Origin of the sequence: Haemophilus sp. HMSC061E01, assembly GCF_001810345.1 — a bacterium.
Taxonomy (GTDB): domain Bacteria; phylum Pseudomonadota; class Gammaproteobacteria; order Enterobacterales; family Pasteurellaceae; genus Haemophilus_D.
Genome location: NZ_KV801003.1, coordinates 27,282 through 44,907, shown reverse-complemented (window position 1 = coordinate 44,907; position 17,626 = coordinate 27,282). Strand labels below are relative to the sequence as shown.

Here is a 17,626-nt window from a genome sequence, read left to right as displayed (position 1 = left end):
AATATTCATAAAATTATTTAATAATCATAAAAACGGGAAGCAACATGACAGGCGCACAACTCATTATCGAATGTTTAAAAGCGCACGGTGTAACCGATCTTTTCGGCTACCCAGGCGGGGCAATCATGCCAACCTATGATGCCATCTATGACTCAGGTCTTGACCATCTCCTTTGTCGTAACGAACAAGGTGCCGCAATAGCTGCGATTGGTTATGCGCGCTCTACTGGCAAAGTCGGCGTTTGCGTGGCAACCTCTGGTCCGGGTGCAACCAATTTAATTACCGGTTTAGGCGATGCCTTTGCTGACTCTGTACCAATCGTGGCATTTACTGGCCAAGTGGCCGCCCCTCTTATCGGTACCGATGCTTTCCAAGAAGCCGATGTTTTAGGTTTATCTCTTGCTTGCACCAAGCACAGCTACATTGTGCAATCCATCGAAGAACTCCCCGAAATTATTGCCTCTGCTTTCCAAATTGCACAAAGTGGCAGACCTGGCCCCGTTCTCATTGATGTGCCTCGCAACATCCAAGTGAGCGATGTACCTGAACATGTAAAACCTATTGTCAAACCAACCGTAAAACCAACCGCACTTTCAGAATTAAAATTAACTGAAGCAAAAGCATTATTGGCACAAGCGAAAAAACCCGTGCTTTATGTAGGTGGTGGTGTAGGTATGGCAAAAGCTACACAAGCGGTCAAAAAATTCCTACAAATAACCAAAATGCCATCCGTTTCAACATTGAAAGGTTTAGGCTCAATTGACCCAACCGATCCCGTTTATATGGGCATGATTGGTATGCATGGCACAAGAGCCGCAAATATTGCCGTACAAGAATGTGATTTATTGTTAGTGTGCGGTGCACGTTTTGATGACCGTGTGACCGGTAAATTAGACAGTTTTGCACCACATGCGAAAGTCATTCATTGTGATATTGATGCAGCAGAAATCAACAAACTCCGTGTGGCAAATGTCGCCCTTCAAGGTGATTTAATTCAAGCTTTAGAAGCTTTAAGTATCCCGCTTGCGATTGATGATTGGCGAGCACACATTCAAGCATTGAAAGCCAAACTCGATTTCACTTATATTGACAATGCAGGCAACCGACCTATTGACCCTTGGTCGTTGCTCAACACGCTTTCTCAGCGTAAACCTCAAAATGCGGTGATTTGCACCGATGTGGGTCAACATCAAATGTGGTCTGCACAACATATGCGTCATTTCGCACCAGAAAACTATATTACCTCCGCGGGTTTCGGCACCATGGGATTTGGTTTACCAGCAGCGGTAGGCGCGAAAAAAGCACGCCCTCATGATGAAGTGATTTTAGTGACGGGTGATGGTTCATTGATGATGAACATTCAAGAATTAGGCTCAATCAAACGCGGCAAATTACCAGTGAAAATTTTGCTGTTAGATAACCAACGCCTTGGTATGGTGCGTCAATGGCAAGACCTTTTCTGGAACAAACGCCGTTCAGAAACCATTTTAGAAGATAACCCTGATTTCGTGATGCTAGCGAAAGCCTTTGATATTCCAGCTGAACGCATTGAGCGTGCTGATGATGTAGATGCGGCACTTAATCGCTTATTAAATAGTGAAACAGCCTATTTATTACAAGTATGCATTCCACCTGAAGAATGTGTGTGGCCATTAGTCCCACCAGGTGCGTGTAATGCCGATATGTTGGAGGAAATTTAAGATGAACCAATATACTTTTGAATTGACTGCTCAACATCGCCCAGAGGTTTTAGAACGAGTATTACGTGTTATTCGTTTACGTGGCTTTACCGTGACTAATATGGATATGGCATTGGTAGACACCCAAGTGCAGTTAAAAATCACTGTAAAATCTGACCGCACTTTTGATTTGTTGGTGAATCAATTGGCGAAATTGCCAGATGTTTTAAATATTATTTAAAAAGAATTTGAAGGACAATACGATACAAAACAAATGGTTTACAAGTGTGTAGATATAGCTAATGGATCAATTTAATTTAAATATGGTTAAAAAATTTTAATCGATAGGCTCTTTATCTAAATAATTGCATTTATAAACTTAATTTTATCGAATAATTTCTTCGTATTATCTTCTGCCAAATCTCCCCTACCCCTCTTTGCTAAAGAGGGGATTGAAATGAGATAAAATTTGATATTAGCGTTAATAATTTAGTACCGCTAAAATGAAAGTGACAAAATTGTTGCCGATTAACTAAAGATTTCCCCCTCTTTAGCAAAGAGGGGTAGGGGAGATTTGGCAGTATCAATTAACGAAGAAATTAAATAACATAACAAACTTTAACAAAAATTTACTTGGAGAGATTATTTATGCCAAAACTACGTTCAGCGACCAGTACACAAGGTCGTAATATGGCGGGTGCACGTGCCTTATGGCGTGCAACAGGGATGAAAGAAAATGACTTTGGTAAACCGATTATTGCGGTGGTGAACTCATTCACCCAATTTGTACCAGGGCATGTTCATTTAAAAGATATGGGGCAACTAGTCGCGGCTGAAATTGAAAAAGCTGGCGGCGTGGCAAAAGAATTCAATACTATCGCAGTAGATGACGGTATCGCGATGGGCCACGGCGGGATGCTTTATTCCTTACCAAGCCGTGATTTAATCGCAGACAGCGTGGAATATATGGTTAATGCTCACTGTGCTGATGCAATGGTATGTATTTCCAACTGTGACAAAATCACCCCGGGAATGTTAATGGCGGCAATGCGTTTGAACATTCCAACCATCTTCGTTTCAGGCGGTCCGATGGAAGCGGGTAAAACCAAACTTTCCGATCAGCTCATCAAATTAGACTTAATTGATGCAATGATCCAAAGCGCCGATGTGAATGTCAGCGATAAAGATGTTGATGCCATTGAACGCAGCGCTTGCCCAACCTGTGGTTCTTGCTCAGGCATGTTCACCGCAAACTCCATGAACTGCTTAACTGAAGCGCTAGGTTTATCTTTACCGGGCAATGGTTCTATGTTGGCAACCCACGCTGACCGCAAAGAATTATTCTTAAAAGCTGGTCGTCAAATTGTTGAACTTTGCAAACGCTATTATGAACAAGATGATGAAAGCGTATTGCCTCGTTCAATTGGCACCTTTGAAGCCTTTGAAAATGCAATGAGTTTAGATATTGCGATGGGTGGTTCAAGTAATACCGTTTTACACTTATTAGCAGCTGCTCAAGAAGCGGGTGTAGATTTCAAAATGGCAGATATTGACCGCTTATCACGCGTTGTGCCTTGCTTAAGCAAAATCGCGCCAAATACCAATAAATACCACATGGAAGATGTACATCGTGCAGGTGGGATTATGGGTTTATTGGGCGAACTAGATCGTGCAGGTTTAATCCACCGTAACACCAAAACCGTATTAGGTATGACTTTAGAAGAGCAATTAAACCAATACGATATCATCCGCAATAAAGACGAAGAATTACACAAATTCTTCCGTGCAGGTCCGGCAGGCATTCGCACCACGCAAGCCTTCTCACAAGATTGTCGCTGGGATAGCGTAGATGATGACCGTGTAGGCGGCTGTATTCGTAATAAAGAAAATGCGATTTCTCAAGAAGGCGGCTTAGCCGTATTATTCGGTAACATAGCTAAAGACGGTTGTATCGTAAAAACGGCGGGTGTGGATGAGTCTATTTGGAAATTTACCGGTCGAGCAATCGTATTTGAAAGCCAAGAAGATGCGGTAGCCGGTATTTTAGGTGGCAAAGTGAAAGAAGGCCATGTGGTAGTCATTCGCTACGAAGGTCCAAAAGGTGGCCCAGGTATGCAAGAAATGTTATACCCAACCAGCTATTTAAAATCTATGGGCTTAGGTAAAAAATGTGCTTTATTAACAGATGGTCGTTTCTCTGGCGGTACATCTGGTTTATCTATTGGTCACGCTTCTCCTGAAGCCGCTTCTGGCGGTGCGATCGGCTTAGTACATGATGATGATATTATCGAAATCGATATTCCAAATCGCGCGATTAATCTAAAAATCAGCGATGAAGAATTAGCAAAACGCCGTACCGAGCAAGATACCAAAGGCTGGCAACCAGCTAACCGTGAACGTGAAGTGTCTTTTGCATTAAAAGTATTTGGTCACTTCGCTACTTCTGCGGATAAAGGTGCCGTTCGTGATAAAACACTTTTAAAATAGTGTCTGATTCTCCCTCTCTTTTATGAGAGGGAGAAATAAAACAAAGAAAAAATTACCCGCACTTCATCATAAACAACAAATACCATGAAAAACCTACTCACCAATCCTCAACCCTCTCAATCGGATTACATTAACGCGATTGTCAAACTTGGCTCCAGAGTATATGAAGCCGCTACCGTAACTCCACTACAAAAAATGGGCAAATTGTCTGATCGCCTACATAATAATATTTGGATTAAGCGTGAAGACCGCCAGCCAGTAAATAGCTTTAAGCTTCGTGGTGCTTATGCAATGATTTCCAGCCTTTCTGATGAACAAAAACAAGCAGGTGTCATTGCGGCTTCTGCAGGTAACCATGCACAGGGTGTTGCTTTATCTGCTAAACAGCTTGGCTTAAAAGCGTTAATTGTTATGCCACAAAATACACCGAGCATTAAAGTGGATGCCGTTCGTGGTTTTGGTGGCGAAGTGCTGTTACACGGAGCCAATTTTGATGAAGCCAAAGCCAAAGCCATTGAGCTTTCAAAATCTAAACATATGACATTTATCCCGCCATTTGATCATCCATTGGTTATCGCAGGTCAAGGCACATTGGCGATGGAAATGCTACAACAGGTGGCTGATTTGGATTATGTCTTTGTGCAAGTCGGAGGCGGTGGTCTCGCCGCTGGCGTAGCCATTTTGCTCAAGCAATTTATGCCGGAAATCAAAGTCATTGGTGTCGAGTCCAAAGATTCAGCCTGTTTGAATGCCGCCTTAGAAAAAGGTGAACCTACAGATCTAGCACATGTTGGGCTATTTGCCGATGGCGTAGCAGTAAAACGTATTGGTGACGAAACATTCCGTTTGTGTCAAAAATATTTAGACGGTATGGTGCTAGTAGATAGCGATGAAGTTTGTGCGGCAATGAAAGATTTATTCGAAAATGTGCGGGCAATTGCTGAACCATCTGGTGCACTAGGTCTAGCTGGTTTAAAAAAATACGTGAAACAAAACAATCTAGAAGGCAAAAATATGGCAGCGATTTTATCTGGTGCCAACCTGAACTTCCATACATTACGTTATGTTTCAGAGCGTTGCGAAATTGGTGAAAACCGTGAAGCTTTACTGGCTGTAACCATGCCTGAACAACCAGGCAGTTTCTTAAAATTTGCCCATGTCATCGGTAATCGTGCAGTAACAGAATTCAGTTATCGTTATGCAGATAATCAAAAAGCCTGTATTTTCGTTGGTGTGCGCACGGCTAATGAAGCTGAAAAATCGGAAATTATTGCTGATTTAACGAAAAACGGCTTTGATGTAGAAGATATGTCTGATGATGATATTGCGAAAACTCACGTGCGTTATTTAATGGGTGGACGAGTTTCTAATCATCATGAACGACTTTATAGCTTTGAATTTCCAGAACAAAAAGGCGCTTTACTTAAATTCTTAGAAATTTTGGGTAAACGTTGGAATATTTCATTATTCCATTACCGTGCTCATGGAGCTGATTACGGTAATATTCTTGCAGCTTTCCAATTAGGCGAAAAAGATAACGCAGAATTTGAAAAAGCTTTAGCTGAACTCGGCTATGTTTATGAAGATGTGAGTGAAAGTAAAGCGTATCGATATTTCTTACGATAGAAAAACAAAAAGAGCGGTCAAAATAACCGCTCTTTTTTATTATCATTAACTTATCGTTTTGATTTAACGAGTTTTTCAGTAAGTTCGTAAGCACGAAGTTTCGCTAACTCTTTAGAAAGTTTAGCTACAAGTAAATCATGATCCACATCAACAGCGTGATTCACAATATTTTCTTCCGCTTTACGTTTTGCTTCACGAATACGATCTGCATCTAACTCGCTACCGCGAATTGCAACATCGGCAAGTACCGTTACTACTTTAGGTTGAACTTCTAAGAAGCCGCCTGAAACATAGATAACTTCTTCGTTGCCATCTTCGAGAGTAAATTTAACAATCCCTGGCTTAATCGCCGTCATCAAAGGGGTGTGGTTTGGTAAAATACCTAGTTCACCTTCCACACCTGTTGCTTGGATTTGTTTCACAGCACCTTCAAAGATTTTTCGCTCTGCGCTGACTATTATTAGGTTAAATGTCGCCATTTTTGTTCTCCTTCAAATGACTTGAAGTGATTACATATTTTTGGCTTTTTCTAGCGCTTCGTCGATTGTACCGACCATGTAGAACGCTTGTTCTGGAATATGGTCGTATTCGCCGTTTAAAATACCTTTAAAGCCGCGGATAGTTTCTTTTAAAGAAACGTATTTACCTGGAGTACCGTTAAATACCTCAGCAACGAAGAACGGTTGTGATAAGAAACGTTCAATTTTACGTGCACGTGCTACCACAAGTTTGTCATCTTCAGATAACTCGTCCATACCAAGAATTGCGATAATATCTTTTAATTCTTTATAACGTTGTAAGATACCTTGTACGCCACGCGCTACATCATAATGCTCTTGACCAACAACGAGTGGGTCTAATTGACGTGAAGTTGAATCTAATGGGTCAACCGCAGGATAAATACCTAAAGACGCAATTTGACGACTTAATACAACTGTTGAGTCTAAGTGCGCGAAAGTTGTTGCCGGAGATGGGTCAGTTAAGTCATCCGCAGGTACGTATACCGCTTGAACAGAGGTGATAGAACCTGTTTTGGTTGAAGTGATACGTTCTTGTAACACACCCATTTCTTCTGCTAATGTTGGTTGGTAACCTACCGCAGATGGCATACGACCTAATAACGCAGATACTTCAGTACCAGCAAGGGTATAACGATAGATATTATCCACGAAGAATAATACATCACGACCTTCGTCACGGAATTTCTCTGCCATAGTTAAACCGGTTAACGCAACACGTAAACGGTTACCTGGTGGCTCATTCATTTGTCCGTAAACTAATGATACTTTATCTAATACGTTAGAATCTTTCATTTCATGATAGAAGTCGTTACCTTCACGAGTACGTTCACCTACACCCGCAAATACGGAGTAACCTGAGTGCTCAATCGCGATATTACGGATTAATTCCATCATGTTAACGGTTTTACCTACACCCGCACCACCGAATAGACCTACTTTACCACCTTTTGCGAATGGACAAATTAAGTCGATAACTTTGATACCAGTTTCTAATAATTCCGTACTGTTAGATTGTTCTTCGTAGCTTGGTGCTGGACGGTGAATAGACCAATTTTCTTCCGCGCCAATTTCACCTTGCTCATCGATTGGTTCACCTAATACGTTCATAATACGGCCTAACGTTTTAGTTCCTACTGGAACTTGAATCGGGTTACCCGTATTTTCTACTTTTAAGCCACGTTTTAAGCCGTCAGATGTACCTAATGCGATACAGCGAACTACACCGCCACCTAATTGTTGTTGAACTTCAAGGGTTAAACCTGATTCAACTTTTAATGCATCGTAAACTTTTGGTACTGCATCTTGTGGGAATTCAACGTCAATCACCGCACCGATGATTTGTACAATTTTTCCTGCTGACATTACCGTTCCTCTTTTATTAAATCGCTGCCGCGCCGGCGACGATTTCGTTTAATTCATTTGTAATACTTGCTTGACGGGCTTTATTGTAAACTAATCGCAAGTCATTGATTAAATTACCTGCATTATCAGTTGCCGCTTTCATTGCTACCATTCTAGCAGCTTGCTCGGAAGCAAGGTTATCTACCACAGATTGATACACTTGTGATTCCAAATAACGAGTAAGCAAACTGTCTAATAAGACTTTTGGCTCTGGCTCGTAAAGGTAATCCCAGGTGCTTTGTCTTTGCTCTAAATTATCAGTTTCTAATGCCGGTAATGGTATTAATTGTTGATAAACGGGTTTTTGTGCCATTGTATTAACGAATTTATTGTAGGCAATATAAACTGCATCTACTTCGCCGTCTTTATAGACATCAAAAATGTCGTTTGCGACCCCGATTAAATCTTCCATTGCCGGATTATCACCCAAACCGGAAAGTTGTGCACGAACAGGTAATCCTAATGAGCGGAAAAAGCTGATACCTTTTGAGCCAATTAAGCCCAATTCAACAGTAACACCTTTATCTTTCCATTGTTTGATTTCTGTCATCACAGTTTTAAACAAGTTAATGTTCAAACCGCCACACATTCCGCGGTCAGTCGAGACCACTAAGATCCCGACTCTTTTTACTTCGCGTTGAATTAAAAATGGGTGTTTATAACCAACAGTTGCTTTAGAGACGTGGCTGATAACATTTCGTATTGTTTCAGAATACGGACGAGAAGCAGCCATACGATCTTGCGTTTTACGCATTTTCGAGGTTGCCACCATTTCCATTGCCTTAGTAATTTTTTGTGTACTTTGTACACTGGCAATTTTGGTTTTTATCTCTTTTGCACCTGCCATCTTATTTCTCCGTTACTTTTACCACGCGCTGTTGGCTTTAAAGTTATCCAAAATCGATTTCAATGATGCTTTAACTTCATCATTGTAATTACCGGTTTTGGTCAATTCAGCCATAAACTCGCTGTGGTTACGGCGAGCATAATCTAAAAGTGCGGCTTCAAAACTTGCAATTTTTTGCAATTCCACATCTTCTAAATAGCCAAACTCAACCGCGAAAAGCAACACAGATTGGTCTGCTACGCTAAGCGGTACATATTGTTTTTGTTTCAATAATTCAGTGACTTTTTCACCATGAGAAAGTTGTTTGCGGGTAGCATCATCAAGGTCAGATGCGAACTGAGCAAACGCCGCTAATTCACGATATTGAGCTAATGCGGTACGGATACCACCAGCTAATTTTTTCACTACTTTAGTTTGTGCAGAACCACCCACACGAGATACCGAAATACCAGGGTTTACCGCTGGACGAATACCAGAGTTAAACAAGTTAGATTCTAAGAAAATCTGACCATCGGTAATCGAAATTACGTTGGTTGGAACGAATGCTGAAACGTCACCTGCTTGAGTTTCAATAATTGGAAGAGCGGTTAAAGAACCAGTTTTTCCTTTTACTGCACCTTGAGTAAATTTTTCTACGTATTCTTCATTTACACGTGCTGCACGTTCAAGTAAACGTGAGTGTAGATAGAATACGTCACCTGGATAGGCTTCACGACCTGGTGGACGACGTAATAATAATGAAATTTGACGATAAGCAACGGCTTGTTTTGATAAGTCATCGTAAACGATTAACGCATCTTCACCGCGATCACGGAAATATTCACCCATTGCACAACCAGCATAAGGCGCTAAATATTGTAAAGCAGCTGATTCAGATGCAGATGCCGCAACAACGATAGTGTTTTCAAGCGCACCGTGCTCTTCTAATTTACGTACTACGTTTGCAATAGTCGACGCTTTTTGGCCGATCGCTACATAGATACATTTAATACCTGAATCACGTTGGTTAATGATTGCGTCGATTGCTAATGCTGTTTTACCAGTTTGACGGTCACCGATGATTAACTCACGTTGACCACGACCGATTGGAACCATGGAGTCAACCGCTTTATAACCGGTTTGTACAGGCTGATCAACCGATTTACGATCGATAACACCTGGTGCAATGACTTCAACAGGAGAGAAACCATCGTTTTCAATTTCACCTTTACCATCGATTGGTTGACCAAGCGTATTTACCACACGACCTAATAAACCACGGCCAACTGGTACTTCAAGAATACGGCCAGTACATTGTACTTCCATACCTTCCGCTAAATCTGCGTAAGGACCCATTACTACCGCACCAACAGAATCACGTTCAAGGTTAAGTGCCATTGCGTAACGGTTGCCTGGTAAGGCGATCATTTCGCCTTGCATCACATCGCTTAAGCCATGAATACGAATAATCCCGTCACTTACAGAAACAATTGTCCCTGTGTTACGGGCTTCGCTCACCACGTCAAATTGAGCGATGCGTTTTTTAATCAATTCACTAATTTCAGTTGAATTTAGTTGCATCTTGTATTCCTCTTATAATTGCAACTCATTTGCGAGACGAGCAAGTTGTCCACGACTACTTCCGTCAATCACAAAATCTTCTGTACGAATCACTACACCGGCAATCAGTGAGCTATCTACATTGCAATTTAATTTCACTTTGCGAGCTAATCTTTTTTCCATTGCAGCTGCAATTTTTTCGATTTGTGTTGCATTCAATGGTTGTGCAGAAGTTACTTCAACTTCTGCAATAGCTTGATGTTCTTCCACATAATGTTTAAATTCTTCAAACACGGTAGGAATCGCACTCAAACGCTTATTTTCAGCCATTAACCGAATAAGATTTTGCCCATATTGATCCAATTGTTCGCCACAAATAGAAATTACTGTATCAGCTAATTTCTGTGCAGAAAGAGAACTACTTAAGTAAGCTTTTACCGTTTCATCTTCAGCTACGGCTGCAGCAAAACCTAACATTTCAGTCCATTTTTCAACCGCACTTTGTTCAATGGCAAAGTCGAATGCAGCTTTTGCATAAGGGCGAGCTATTGTAGTTAATTCTGACATAAGCTAAGCCTCTTATAACTCTGCAACTAATTTATCAATAATGTCATTGTTTGCCGCTTCATCAATAGAACGACCCACAATTTTCTCAGCACCAGCCACTGCTAATGAAGCTACTTTAACACGTAATTCTTCTTGAACACGTTTACGTTCTGCTTCTACTTCAGCATAACCTTGAGCAATAATTTTTGCTTTTAGTTCTTCAGCTTCTGCCTTCACTTCGTCTAACACTTCATTGCGACGTTTATTTGCAGCATCTAAAATTTCTTGAGCTTGTACTTTGGCAGATAGAAGTTCTTGTTCAACAAGATTTTTAGTATCTGCTTGCTCTTTTTTCGCTGCTTCAGCTGACGCTAAGGCGTTCGCAATTTGGCTTTGACGTGTTTCAATCGCATTAATAATTGGTGGCCAAACAAACTTCATGCAGAACCACACGAAAAGTGCGAACGCAATAAGTTGACCAATCAATGTTGCATTTAAATTCACAACGTCCTCCTTACTATGCTTGTTTTACGTTGATAAGCAAATAAGGTGATTATTGTAATAAACCGATGAATGGGTTTGCGAAAATGAAAAGTAATGAAATACCAACAGCAATCATTGCAATCGCATCCAAAAGACCAGCCACGATAAACATTTTAGTTTGTAGGCTAGATGCTAATTCAGGTTGGCGAGCAGATGATTCTAAGAATTTACCACCTAAGATCGCAAAGCCGATTGCAGTACCTAATGCAGCAAATGCAAGAAGAATTGATGCACCAATGATTGTCGCTGTAATTACAGTTTCCATAATGTTCTCCAATAGATAGAAGTTAAGTTTAGCCCTAGAGCCGGTTAATAAAAAATTAATGTTCTGCTTTGTTATAAGCAATACTTAAATAAACCACCGTTAACATCATAAAGATGAATGCTTGTAACGTAATAACCAAAATATGGAAAATAGCCCAAGCTAGGTGTAATGGAATTCCCAATGCTGCAATAGCCACATTTGCAGAGTACATCACAGCGATAAGAATAAAGATTAATTCCCCTGCATACATATTACCGAAAAGACGGAAAGCAAGAGAAATAGGTTTAGCTAATAAAGTTACTGTTTCAAGAATAAAGTTTACAGGAATAAATGCCCAATGATTAAAAGGGTGGAGTGTATATTCTTTAACTAAACCACCAAAACCTTTTGATTTAATTGTATAGAAAAGAATAAGGAAGAATACACAGATTGACATACCTAATGTTGCACTGATATCTGCTGTTGGTACTGCTCTTAAATAATGAATACCAAAAAGACCTGCAAATTGAGGAAGAAAATCAACTGGAATTAAGTCAATAGCATTCATAATGGATACCCAGCAGAAAATGGTTAAAGCAATTGGTGCGACCACATTACGCGGACCATGAAAGTTTTCTTTCACAATGCCATCAACCCAACCTACAACAATTTCAACCAAACATTGCATTTTGCCTGGTACGCCTGTCGTGGCATTTTTTGCAACACGAGAAAAGATAAACAAGAAAATCACTGCCGATACAATTGAGAAAAAAAGCGTATCGAAGTGAACGTTCCAGAAACCATCACCTGTCTTCAAGAAAGACAAGTGGTGGCTAATATATTCGGAAGTTGTTTGTCCAGACATAGTCAACCCTTTGTAGAAAAAATTAAGATCTATTTAACAAAAACGGAATAAAATTATTCAACGCTAATGCTGTAAAAAAACCAACAAAAAACAAAATAAAATGTGAGATAGCAAGCCATTTAAAGGCCCCCCCCACAAGCACAATCGTTAGTATAAACTTTAACGCTTCACCACGATAAAATGCCGTTAATTTTGTTGAAAAATCTTGTTTGCGAAAAAAAACAATATAAGCAAAAGCACAAAATGGCACAAAAGCACTGATAAATCCTAAACTAAAATCTACCGCACTTTCACCTTGCCAAATTGCAAGGAATAATCCCAAAACAACAAGACAAACCGACTCAATGATTATCGCCTTTTGATATCGATTTTTAGCCTGTGTTAAAACCTTAGACATTATCTTATTTTTTTAAAATACAAAAACTATCTAATTATACCCGTGCTACAAAGAGTTTCAACTTTTAAACCACTAAAAAATGTTAAACAAATCACACTTTTAAAAAATAATTAACAAAATAGCCGTAAAAAAAGTGTGTTTTATCGTAAAACAATTAAATGTCGTTCACCAACAAGCTCAGGGACATGTAAAGTTATCACGTCTTTTACTTCGAATTTTTTGTCTAATTCTTGAACTTCATCTTCGTGATAAATGCCTTTTAAAGCATAAAAATATCCATCTTGTTTTGGCAAATGAGTACACCAATCTGTCATATCTTTTAACGAAGCAAATGCACGACTTAATACACCGTCGAATTTTTGTGCAGGTTGGTATTCCTCGACGCGGCTAAGAACAGGTTCTACATTTGTTAGTCCTAACTCACGTACTGCATTTCGAATGAAGCTAATACGCTTACCTAAACTATCTAACAAGACAAATTGTTTGGTAGGGTTAATAATGGCTAAAGGCAGGCCTGGCAAGCCTGGACCCGTTCCTACATCAATAAAACTATCCCCTTGTAAATAAGGACTAACAACAATACTATCCAAGATATGTTTTACTAACATTTCCTGTGGATCACGCACAGAGGTTAAGTTATAGGCTTTATTCCATTTATTGAGTAATTGCACTAACTGGATAAGTTGATCTTTTTGTCGATCTGTTAATTGAATTTCTGCTTGAGCCAGTAAATTTTCGAGTTTTGCTTTCATTTTTCTATCTATCTTGTCTGTTTGTCGTCATTCTACTTGAAAGTGCGGTTAAAATCCTTAGTGTTTTTATTTCAGCAAAAATTTAGCCTACTAATTACATCTTTTTAATTTGTAATATAAAAAAGTGCGGTGAAAATTCACCGCACTTTTACTTTCAAACACAGAAAATCTTATTCCCCACGTTTCAACATTCCTTGTTTTTTCAAATTCACCAGAATAATTGAAATTGCTGCAGGGGTGATACCTGAAATTCGGCTTGCTTGACCAATAGAAACCGGACGGTGCTGTTCTAACTTCGCACGTACTTCATTAGATAAACCAGACACTTTGCTGTAATCAAAGTTAGCCGGGATAGCCGTATTTTCGTGGCGTTTTTGTTTTTCAATTTCTTCTTGTTGATGCTCAATATAACCTTGATACTTAATAGCAATTTCCACTTGTTCTACGGCTTCTCTATCTTCCATTGCCGGTTTATACGGCGTTAAAGAAGTCAAAATATCGTAAGTCATTTCCGGACGGCGTAATAAATCTTCACCATTGGCTTCACGCACAAGTGGGCTGCCAAGTACTTTATTCGCTTCTTCTAAATATTCAGAACGTGGATGCAACCAAATACTGCGTAAGCGTTGGCGTTCCTGTTCAATATTTTCCATTTTTTGATTAAAGCGCGCCCAACGAGCCTCATCAATCAAACCTAATTCATGGGCAATTGGCGTTAAACGAATATCCGCATTATCTTCACGTAATAACAAACGGTATTCTGCACGAGAAGTAAATACGCGATATGGTTCTTTGGTACCAAGTGTACAAAGGTCATCCACCAATACGCCAGTATAAGATTGATCGCGACGTGGATACCATGCCTCTTTATCTTGTACGTAAAGACCTGCGTTAATTCCCGCCAATAAGCCTTGTGCCGCCGCTTCTTCATAACCGGTTGTACCGTTAATTTGACCCGCAAAGAATAAACCTGAAATCGATTTAGTTTCTAACGTTGGTTTTAAGTCACGTGGATCAAAATAATCATATTCAATGGCATAACCTGGTTTAATGATGCGAGCCTTTTCCAAACCTTTCATGGAATTTACAATGCCCATTTGTACGTCAAACGGCAAACTGGTAGAAATTCCATTTGGATACACTTCATTGCTGGTTAAGCCTTCTGGTTCCAAATAAATTTGATGTGAATTACGATCCGCAAAACGCATCACTTTATCTTCAATGGATGGGCAATAACGTGGACCAATCCCTTCAATTACTCCGGTATACATTGGACTGCGATCCAAGTTATTACGGATCACTTCATGGGTTTGCTCATTGGTATGGGTGATATAACAAGGAATTTGTTGCGGGTGATCAGATATCGATCCCATAAAAGAAAATACAGGTAATACAGCATCACCATGTTGTTTAGCCAATATATCAAAATTGATCGTGCGTGCATCAATACGCGGTGGCGTACCCGTTTTTAAACGATCAACACGTAAATTCAGATCACGTAAACGATGAGAAAGTGTAACAGATGCAGGATCACCAGCTCGGCCACCTTCATAATGTTCTAAACCAATATGGATCTTACCCGCTAAGAAAGTACCGGCAGTTAAAATGACCGATTTAGCACGGAATTTAAGCCCCATTTTGGTTTCCACACCACAAACGCGATCTTGCTCAATTAAAATATCGGTTACTTCTTGTTGGAAAATATCTAAATTTGGTTGGTTTTCAAGTGCGATGCGTACGGCTTGGCGATATAACACGCGGTCAGCTTGAGCACGAGTTGCACGTACAGCAGGCCCTTTACTGCTGTTTAAAGTACGAAATTGAATCCCCGCTTTATCTGCAGCATGCGCCATTAACCCGCCCATGGCATCTACTTCTTTCACTAAATGGCCTTTACCAATCCCACCAATAGCGGGGTTACATGACATTTGTCCAAGGGTATCAACATTATGTGTCAATAATAGGGTTTTTAATCCCATGCGTGCCGGAGCCAACGCGGCTTCGGTACCAGCATGACCGCCACCCACAACGATCACATCATAATTTTCGGTGTAAAACATATCTCTCTCTTCGTCTTCAATTTGATCTTCGATCTAAAAATAGGCGCTATTCTACTGAAAATTACGTGTGCTTGAAAGCAAGAATTCAATTTGTGATAAGAGAAGATCGAGAGGTAATAAAAATAAGATCTATTTATATATAAAGATCTTATTATTGTTACTATTAGGATCCTTTTACCTTGTGCATAAGATCCTTTTCCTTTTTTAAATGAAGAAGTTAGATCATTTTAGACTGTGTTGAAATGTCGTCAGTTTGAAGGCTTTTTCTTGTGGATAACCTTTAATTTTATCCACAGTTAAAACAATCATCATATTTACTCAGTGGAAAAGAACAAGTTTTTGACAGGTTTTATTAAAGTTATCCACAGGTGATTTTTTTGGATAATGGATAAAGAAAAAGCGATAACTCAAATTATCGCTTTATTATGACTAAAGTGCATTTATAAATTGTGGTAGCCAATCTTCAGCAAATTGTTCTTGATCATCAACATGCAAGACATCGATTTTTAAACTGTCGCAAATTTTGACCGCATTTTTTTCACTTAATTGTGTTTCAACTTTATTCACGGCATGACAGAATGTATCGTAATCTGAATTGCCTAAGCCTACAACGGCAAAGCGGAGAGAAGATAAATCTTTATCTGATGCCGCAATTTGTTCAAAGAGTGGTTTTAAATTATCAGGCAATTCACCTGCACCATGTGTTGAAGTGACAATCAACCAAATATTTTCATCAATCACATCATCAAGTTCTGGTCCGTGGAAAAGTGCGGTAGAAAAATTTTGTGTTTTTAGCACATCTTCTAAATGTTCCGCCACATATTCAGCGCCACCTAATGTGCTGCCTGAAATCACGCAAATATTCATATTGTTTCCTAATAAGAAAAAAGGCTTAGATTTTCTAAGCCTTTATAGTCATTATACGTTGTCGAATTTACCCAACAATGAACGAATATGTTCTTGCCAGTTGCGGTGTTCATTTTTAAGTTGCTCGTTTTCATGTTGCAACGCTTCTACCGCTTGTTGAGATTGATTTTTTTGTTCTTTTAATTCTTCTACTTCAAGTTGAAGTAATTGAATGGTTTCTACTGCTTGTCTAATTTTTTCTTCAAGCTGATCTAAAATTTCTAAAGACATAGTGATTTCCTTTTTTAAAATAAGTCCGAAACGGCTTTATTCTACCGACTTAATCCTATTTTTAAAAGCCTCTTGTCAAAATTTATTATGCAAACGTTTGCTTAGTGATAAAATAACGAGACTTTTTGCATTGGGAGAGAAAAATGAATCGTGCATTAGCTATTGAATTTTCAAGAGTAACCGAAGCGGCAGCATTAGCAGCTTATACTTGGCTTGGACGTGGTAATAAAAATGCGGCGGATGAGGCGGCAGTCAAAGCCATGCGTTATATGCTGAATTTAATCCATATGGACGGTGAAATTGTGATTGGTGAAGGGGAAATTGACGAAGCACCAATGCTTTATATTGGCGAAAAAGTGGGCTCTGGTAATGGTGAGCTTGTTTCTATTGCGGTTGATCCGATTGATGGCACAAGAATGACTGCAATGGGTCAATCAAATGCCATTTCAGTATTGGCTGCTGGTGGTAAACGTACTTTCTTAAAAGCGCCCGATATGTATATGGAAAAATTGGTCGTCGGCCCTGAAGTGAAAGGTATGATCGATTTAAGTTTACCGATTGAACAAAACCTTCGCCGTGTGGCTTCTCGTTTAGGTAAATCCTTATCGGATTTAACCGTGATGGTGCTTGCTAAACCGCGCCATGATGAAGTGATTAAGCAAATGCATAATCTAGGTATTCGTGTGATGGCTATTCCAGATGGTGATGTTGCGGCTTCGGTTTTATGTTGTTTACCGGATGCTGAAGTGGATATGGTTTATGGTATTGGCGGTGCACCTGAAGGTGTGGCAGCTGCCGCTGCAATTCGCGCATTAGGTGGAGATATGCAAGCTCGTCTTATTCCACGCAATGAAGTGAAAGGCGATACAGAAGAAAACCGTAAAATTGCCGCTGAAGAAGTCCAACGTTGTGAAGCCTTAGGTGTGAAGGTCAATGAAATCTTAAAATTAGAAGATTTAGTACGTGATGATAACCTTGTTTT

At 39.7% G+C, this 17,626-nt stretch carries 18 protein-coding genes; 5 read left to right on the top strand and 13 right to left on the bottom strand.

Translation table 11 applies throughout. From position 1 onward, the window contains the following. Positions 1-44 precede the first annotated feature (44 nt). The 4 genes from ilvG (at position 45) to ilvA (ending at position 5,792) form a co-directional block, all read left to right on the top strand. The gene (gene ilvG, locus HMPREF2732_RS02890) at positions 45-1,700 is read left to right on the top strand and encodes an acetolactate synthase 2 catalytic subunit (protein WP_070590955.1); all 1,656 of its coding nucleotides are present in this window, start codon (positions 45-47) and stop codon (positions 1,698-1,700) included. Position 1,701: 1 nt separating this feature from the next. Beyond that, positions 1,702-1,920, top strand: coding sequence for an acetolactate synthase 2 small subunit (ilvM, locus tag HMPREF2732_RS02885; RefSeq protein WP_070590954.1), 219 nt, complete (start codon positions 1,702-1,704; stop codon positions 1,918-1,920). Positions 1,921-2,327: 407 nt separating this feature from the next. Continuing rightward, a complete protein-coding gene (gene ilvD, locus HMPREF2732_RS02880; RefSeq protein ID WP_070590951.1) occupies positions 2,328-4,166 on the top strand; it encodes a dihydroxy-acid dehydratase in 1,839 nt (612 codons plus the stop codon). 84 nt (positions 4,167-4,250) lie between these two features. Further along, positions 4,251-5,792 (top strand): threonine ammonia-lyase, biosynthetic, encoded by a 1,542-nt coding sequence (gene ilvA / locus HMPREF2732_RS02875; protein WP_070590949.1) that lies wholly within the window; start codon positions 4,251-4,253, stop codon positions 5,790-5,792. A gap of 50 nt (positions 5,793-5,842) precedes the next feature. On the opposite strand, the gene HMPREF2732_RS02870 is transcribed toward ilvA, so the two are convergent. The 13 genes from HMPREF2732_RS02870 to HMPREF2732_RS02810 all read right to left on the bottom strand — a co-directional run bounded on the left by HMPREF2732_RS02870 (position 5,843) and on the right by HMPREF2732_RS02810 (position 16,644). Then, the gene (locus HMPREF2732_RS02870) at positions 5,843-6,271 is read right to left on the bottom strand and encodes a F0F1 ATP synthase subunit epsilon (protein ID WP_005699104.1); all 429 of its coding nucleotides are present in this window, start codon (positions 6,269-6,271) and stop codon (positions 5,843-5,845) included. A gap of 30 nt (positions 6,272-6,301) precedes the next feature. Then, positions 6,302-7,675 (bottom strand): F0F1 ATP synthase subunit beta, encoded by a 1,374-nt coding sequence (gene atpD / locus HMPREF2732_RS02865; RefSeq protein ID WP_005694944.1) that lies wholly within the window; start codon positions 7,673-7,675, stop codon positions 6,302-6,304. A 16-nt stretch (positions 7,676-7,691) separates the two neighbouring features. Continuing rightward, positions 7,692-8,561 (bottom strand): F0F1 ATP synthase subunit gamma, encoded by an 870-nt coding sequence (atpG, locus tag HMPREF2732_RS02860; RefSeq protein WP_070590945.1) that lies wholly within the window; start codon positions 8,559-8,561, stop codon positions 7,692-7,694. 18 nt (positions 8,562-8,579) lie between these two features. Next, the gene (atpA, locus tag HMPREF2732_RS02855; RefSeq protein WP_070590942.1) at positions 8,580-10,121 is read right to left on the bottom strand and encodes a F0F1 ATP synthase subunit alpha; all 1,542 of its coding nucleotides are present in this window, start codon (positions 10,119-10,121) and stop codon (positions 8,580-8,582) included. A 12-nt stretch (positions 10,122-10,133) separates the two neighbouring features. Next, complete coding sequence (gene atpH, locus HMPREF2732_RS02850) at positions 10,134-10,667, bottom strand: F0F1 ATP synthase subunit delta (protein WP_014064468.1); 534 nt, start codon at positions 10,665-10,667, stop codon at positions 10,134-10,136. 12 nt (positions 10,668-10,679) lie between these two features. Beyond that, positions 10,680-11,150 (bottom strand): F0F1 ATP synthase subunit B, encoded by a 471-nt coding sequence (atpF, locus tag HMPREF2732_RS02845; RefSeq protein WP_005699161.1) that lies wholly within the window; start codon positions 11,148-11,150, stop codon positions 10,680-10,682. Positions 11,151-11,199: 49 nt separating this feature from the next. Further along, positions 11,200-11,454 carry a F0F1 ATP synthase subunit C gene (gene atpE / locus HMPREF2732_RS02840; protein WP_005539567.1) on the bottom strand — a complete coding sequence of 85 codons (255 nt, stop codon included), beginning with the start codon at positions 11,452-11,454 and terminating at the stop codon, positions 11,200-11,202. A 55-nt stretch (positions 11,455-11,509) separates the two neighbouring features. Beyond that, on the bottom strand, positions 11,510-12,298 hold the full coding sequence (atpB, locus tag HMPREF2732_RS02835; RefSeq protein WP_070590935.1) for a F0F1 ATP synthase subunit A: 789 nt from the start codon (positions 12,296-12,298) through the stop codon (positions 11,510-11,512). Between the two features lie 22 nt (positions 12,299-12,320). Further along, positions 12,321-12,695 carry an ATP synthase subunit I gene (locus HMPREF2732_RS02830; RefSeq protein ID WP_049365099.1) on the bottom strand — a complete coding sequence of 125 codons (375 nt, stop codon included), beginning with the start codon at positions 12,693-12,695 and terminating at the stop codon, positions 12,321-12,323. A 140-nt stretch (positions 12,696-12,835) separates the two neighbouring features. Then, positions 12,836-13,447 carry a 16S rRNA (guanine(527)-N(7))-methyltransferase RsmG gene (gene rsmG / locus HMPREF2732_RS02825; RefSeq protein ID WP_070590933.1) on the bottom strand — a complete coding sequence of 204 codons (612 nt, stop codon included), beginning with the start codon at positions 13,445-13,447 and terminating at the stop codon, positions 12,836-12,838. Between the two features lie 170 nt (positions 13,448-13,617). Beyond that, positions 13,618-15,507, bottom strand: coding sequence for a tRNA uridine-5-carboxymethylaminomethyl(34) synthesis enzyme MnmG (gene mnmG / locus HMPREF2732_RS02820; RefSeq protein ID WP_070590930.1), 1,890 nt, complete (start codon positions 15,505-15,507; stop codon positions 13,618-13,620). A gap of 429 nt (positions 15,508-15,936) precedes the next feature. Then, on the bottom strand, positions 15,937-16,374 hold the full coding sequence (mioC, locus tag HMPREF2732_RS02815; RefSeq protein WP_070590926.1) for an FMN-binding protein MioC: 438 nt from the start codon (positions 16,372-16,374) through the stop codon (positions 15,937-15,939). Positions 16,375-16,425: 51 nt separating this feature from the next. Then, entirely contained in the window at positions 16,426-16,644 is a 219-nt protein-coding gene (locus tag HMPREF2732_RS02810; protein ID WP_049370030.1) for a cell division protein ZapB, read from the bottom strand. Positions 16,645-16,787: 143 nt separating this feature from the next. Here HMPREF2732_RS02810 and glpX point away from each other — a divergent pair. Next, positions 16,788-17,626 (top strand): class II fructose-bisphosphatase (glpX, locus tag HMPREF2732_RS02805; protein WP_070590922.1); only part of this gene is annotated, 839 nt, incomplete at its 3' end.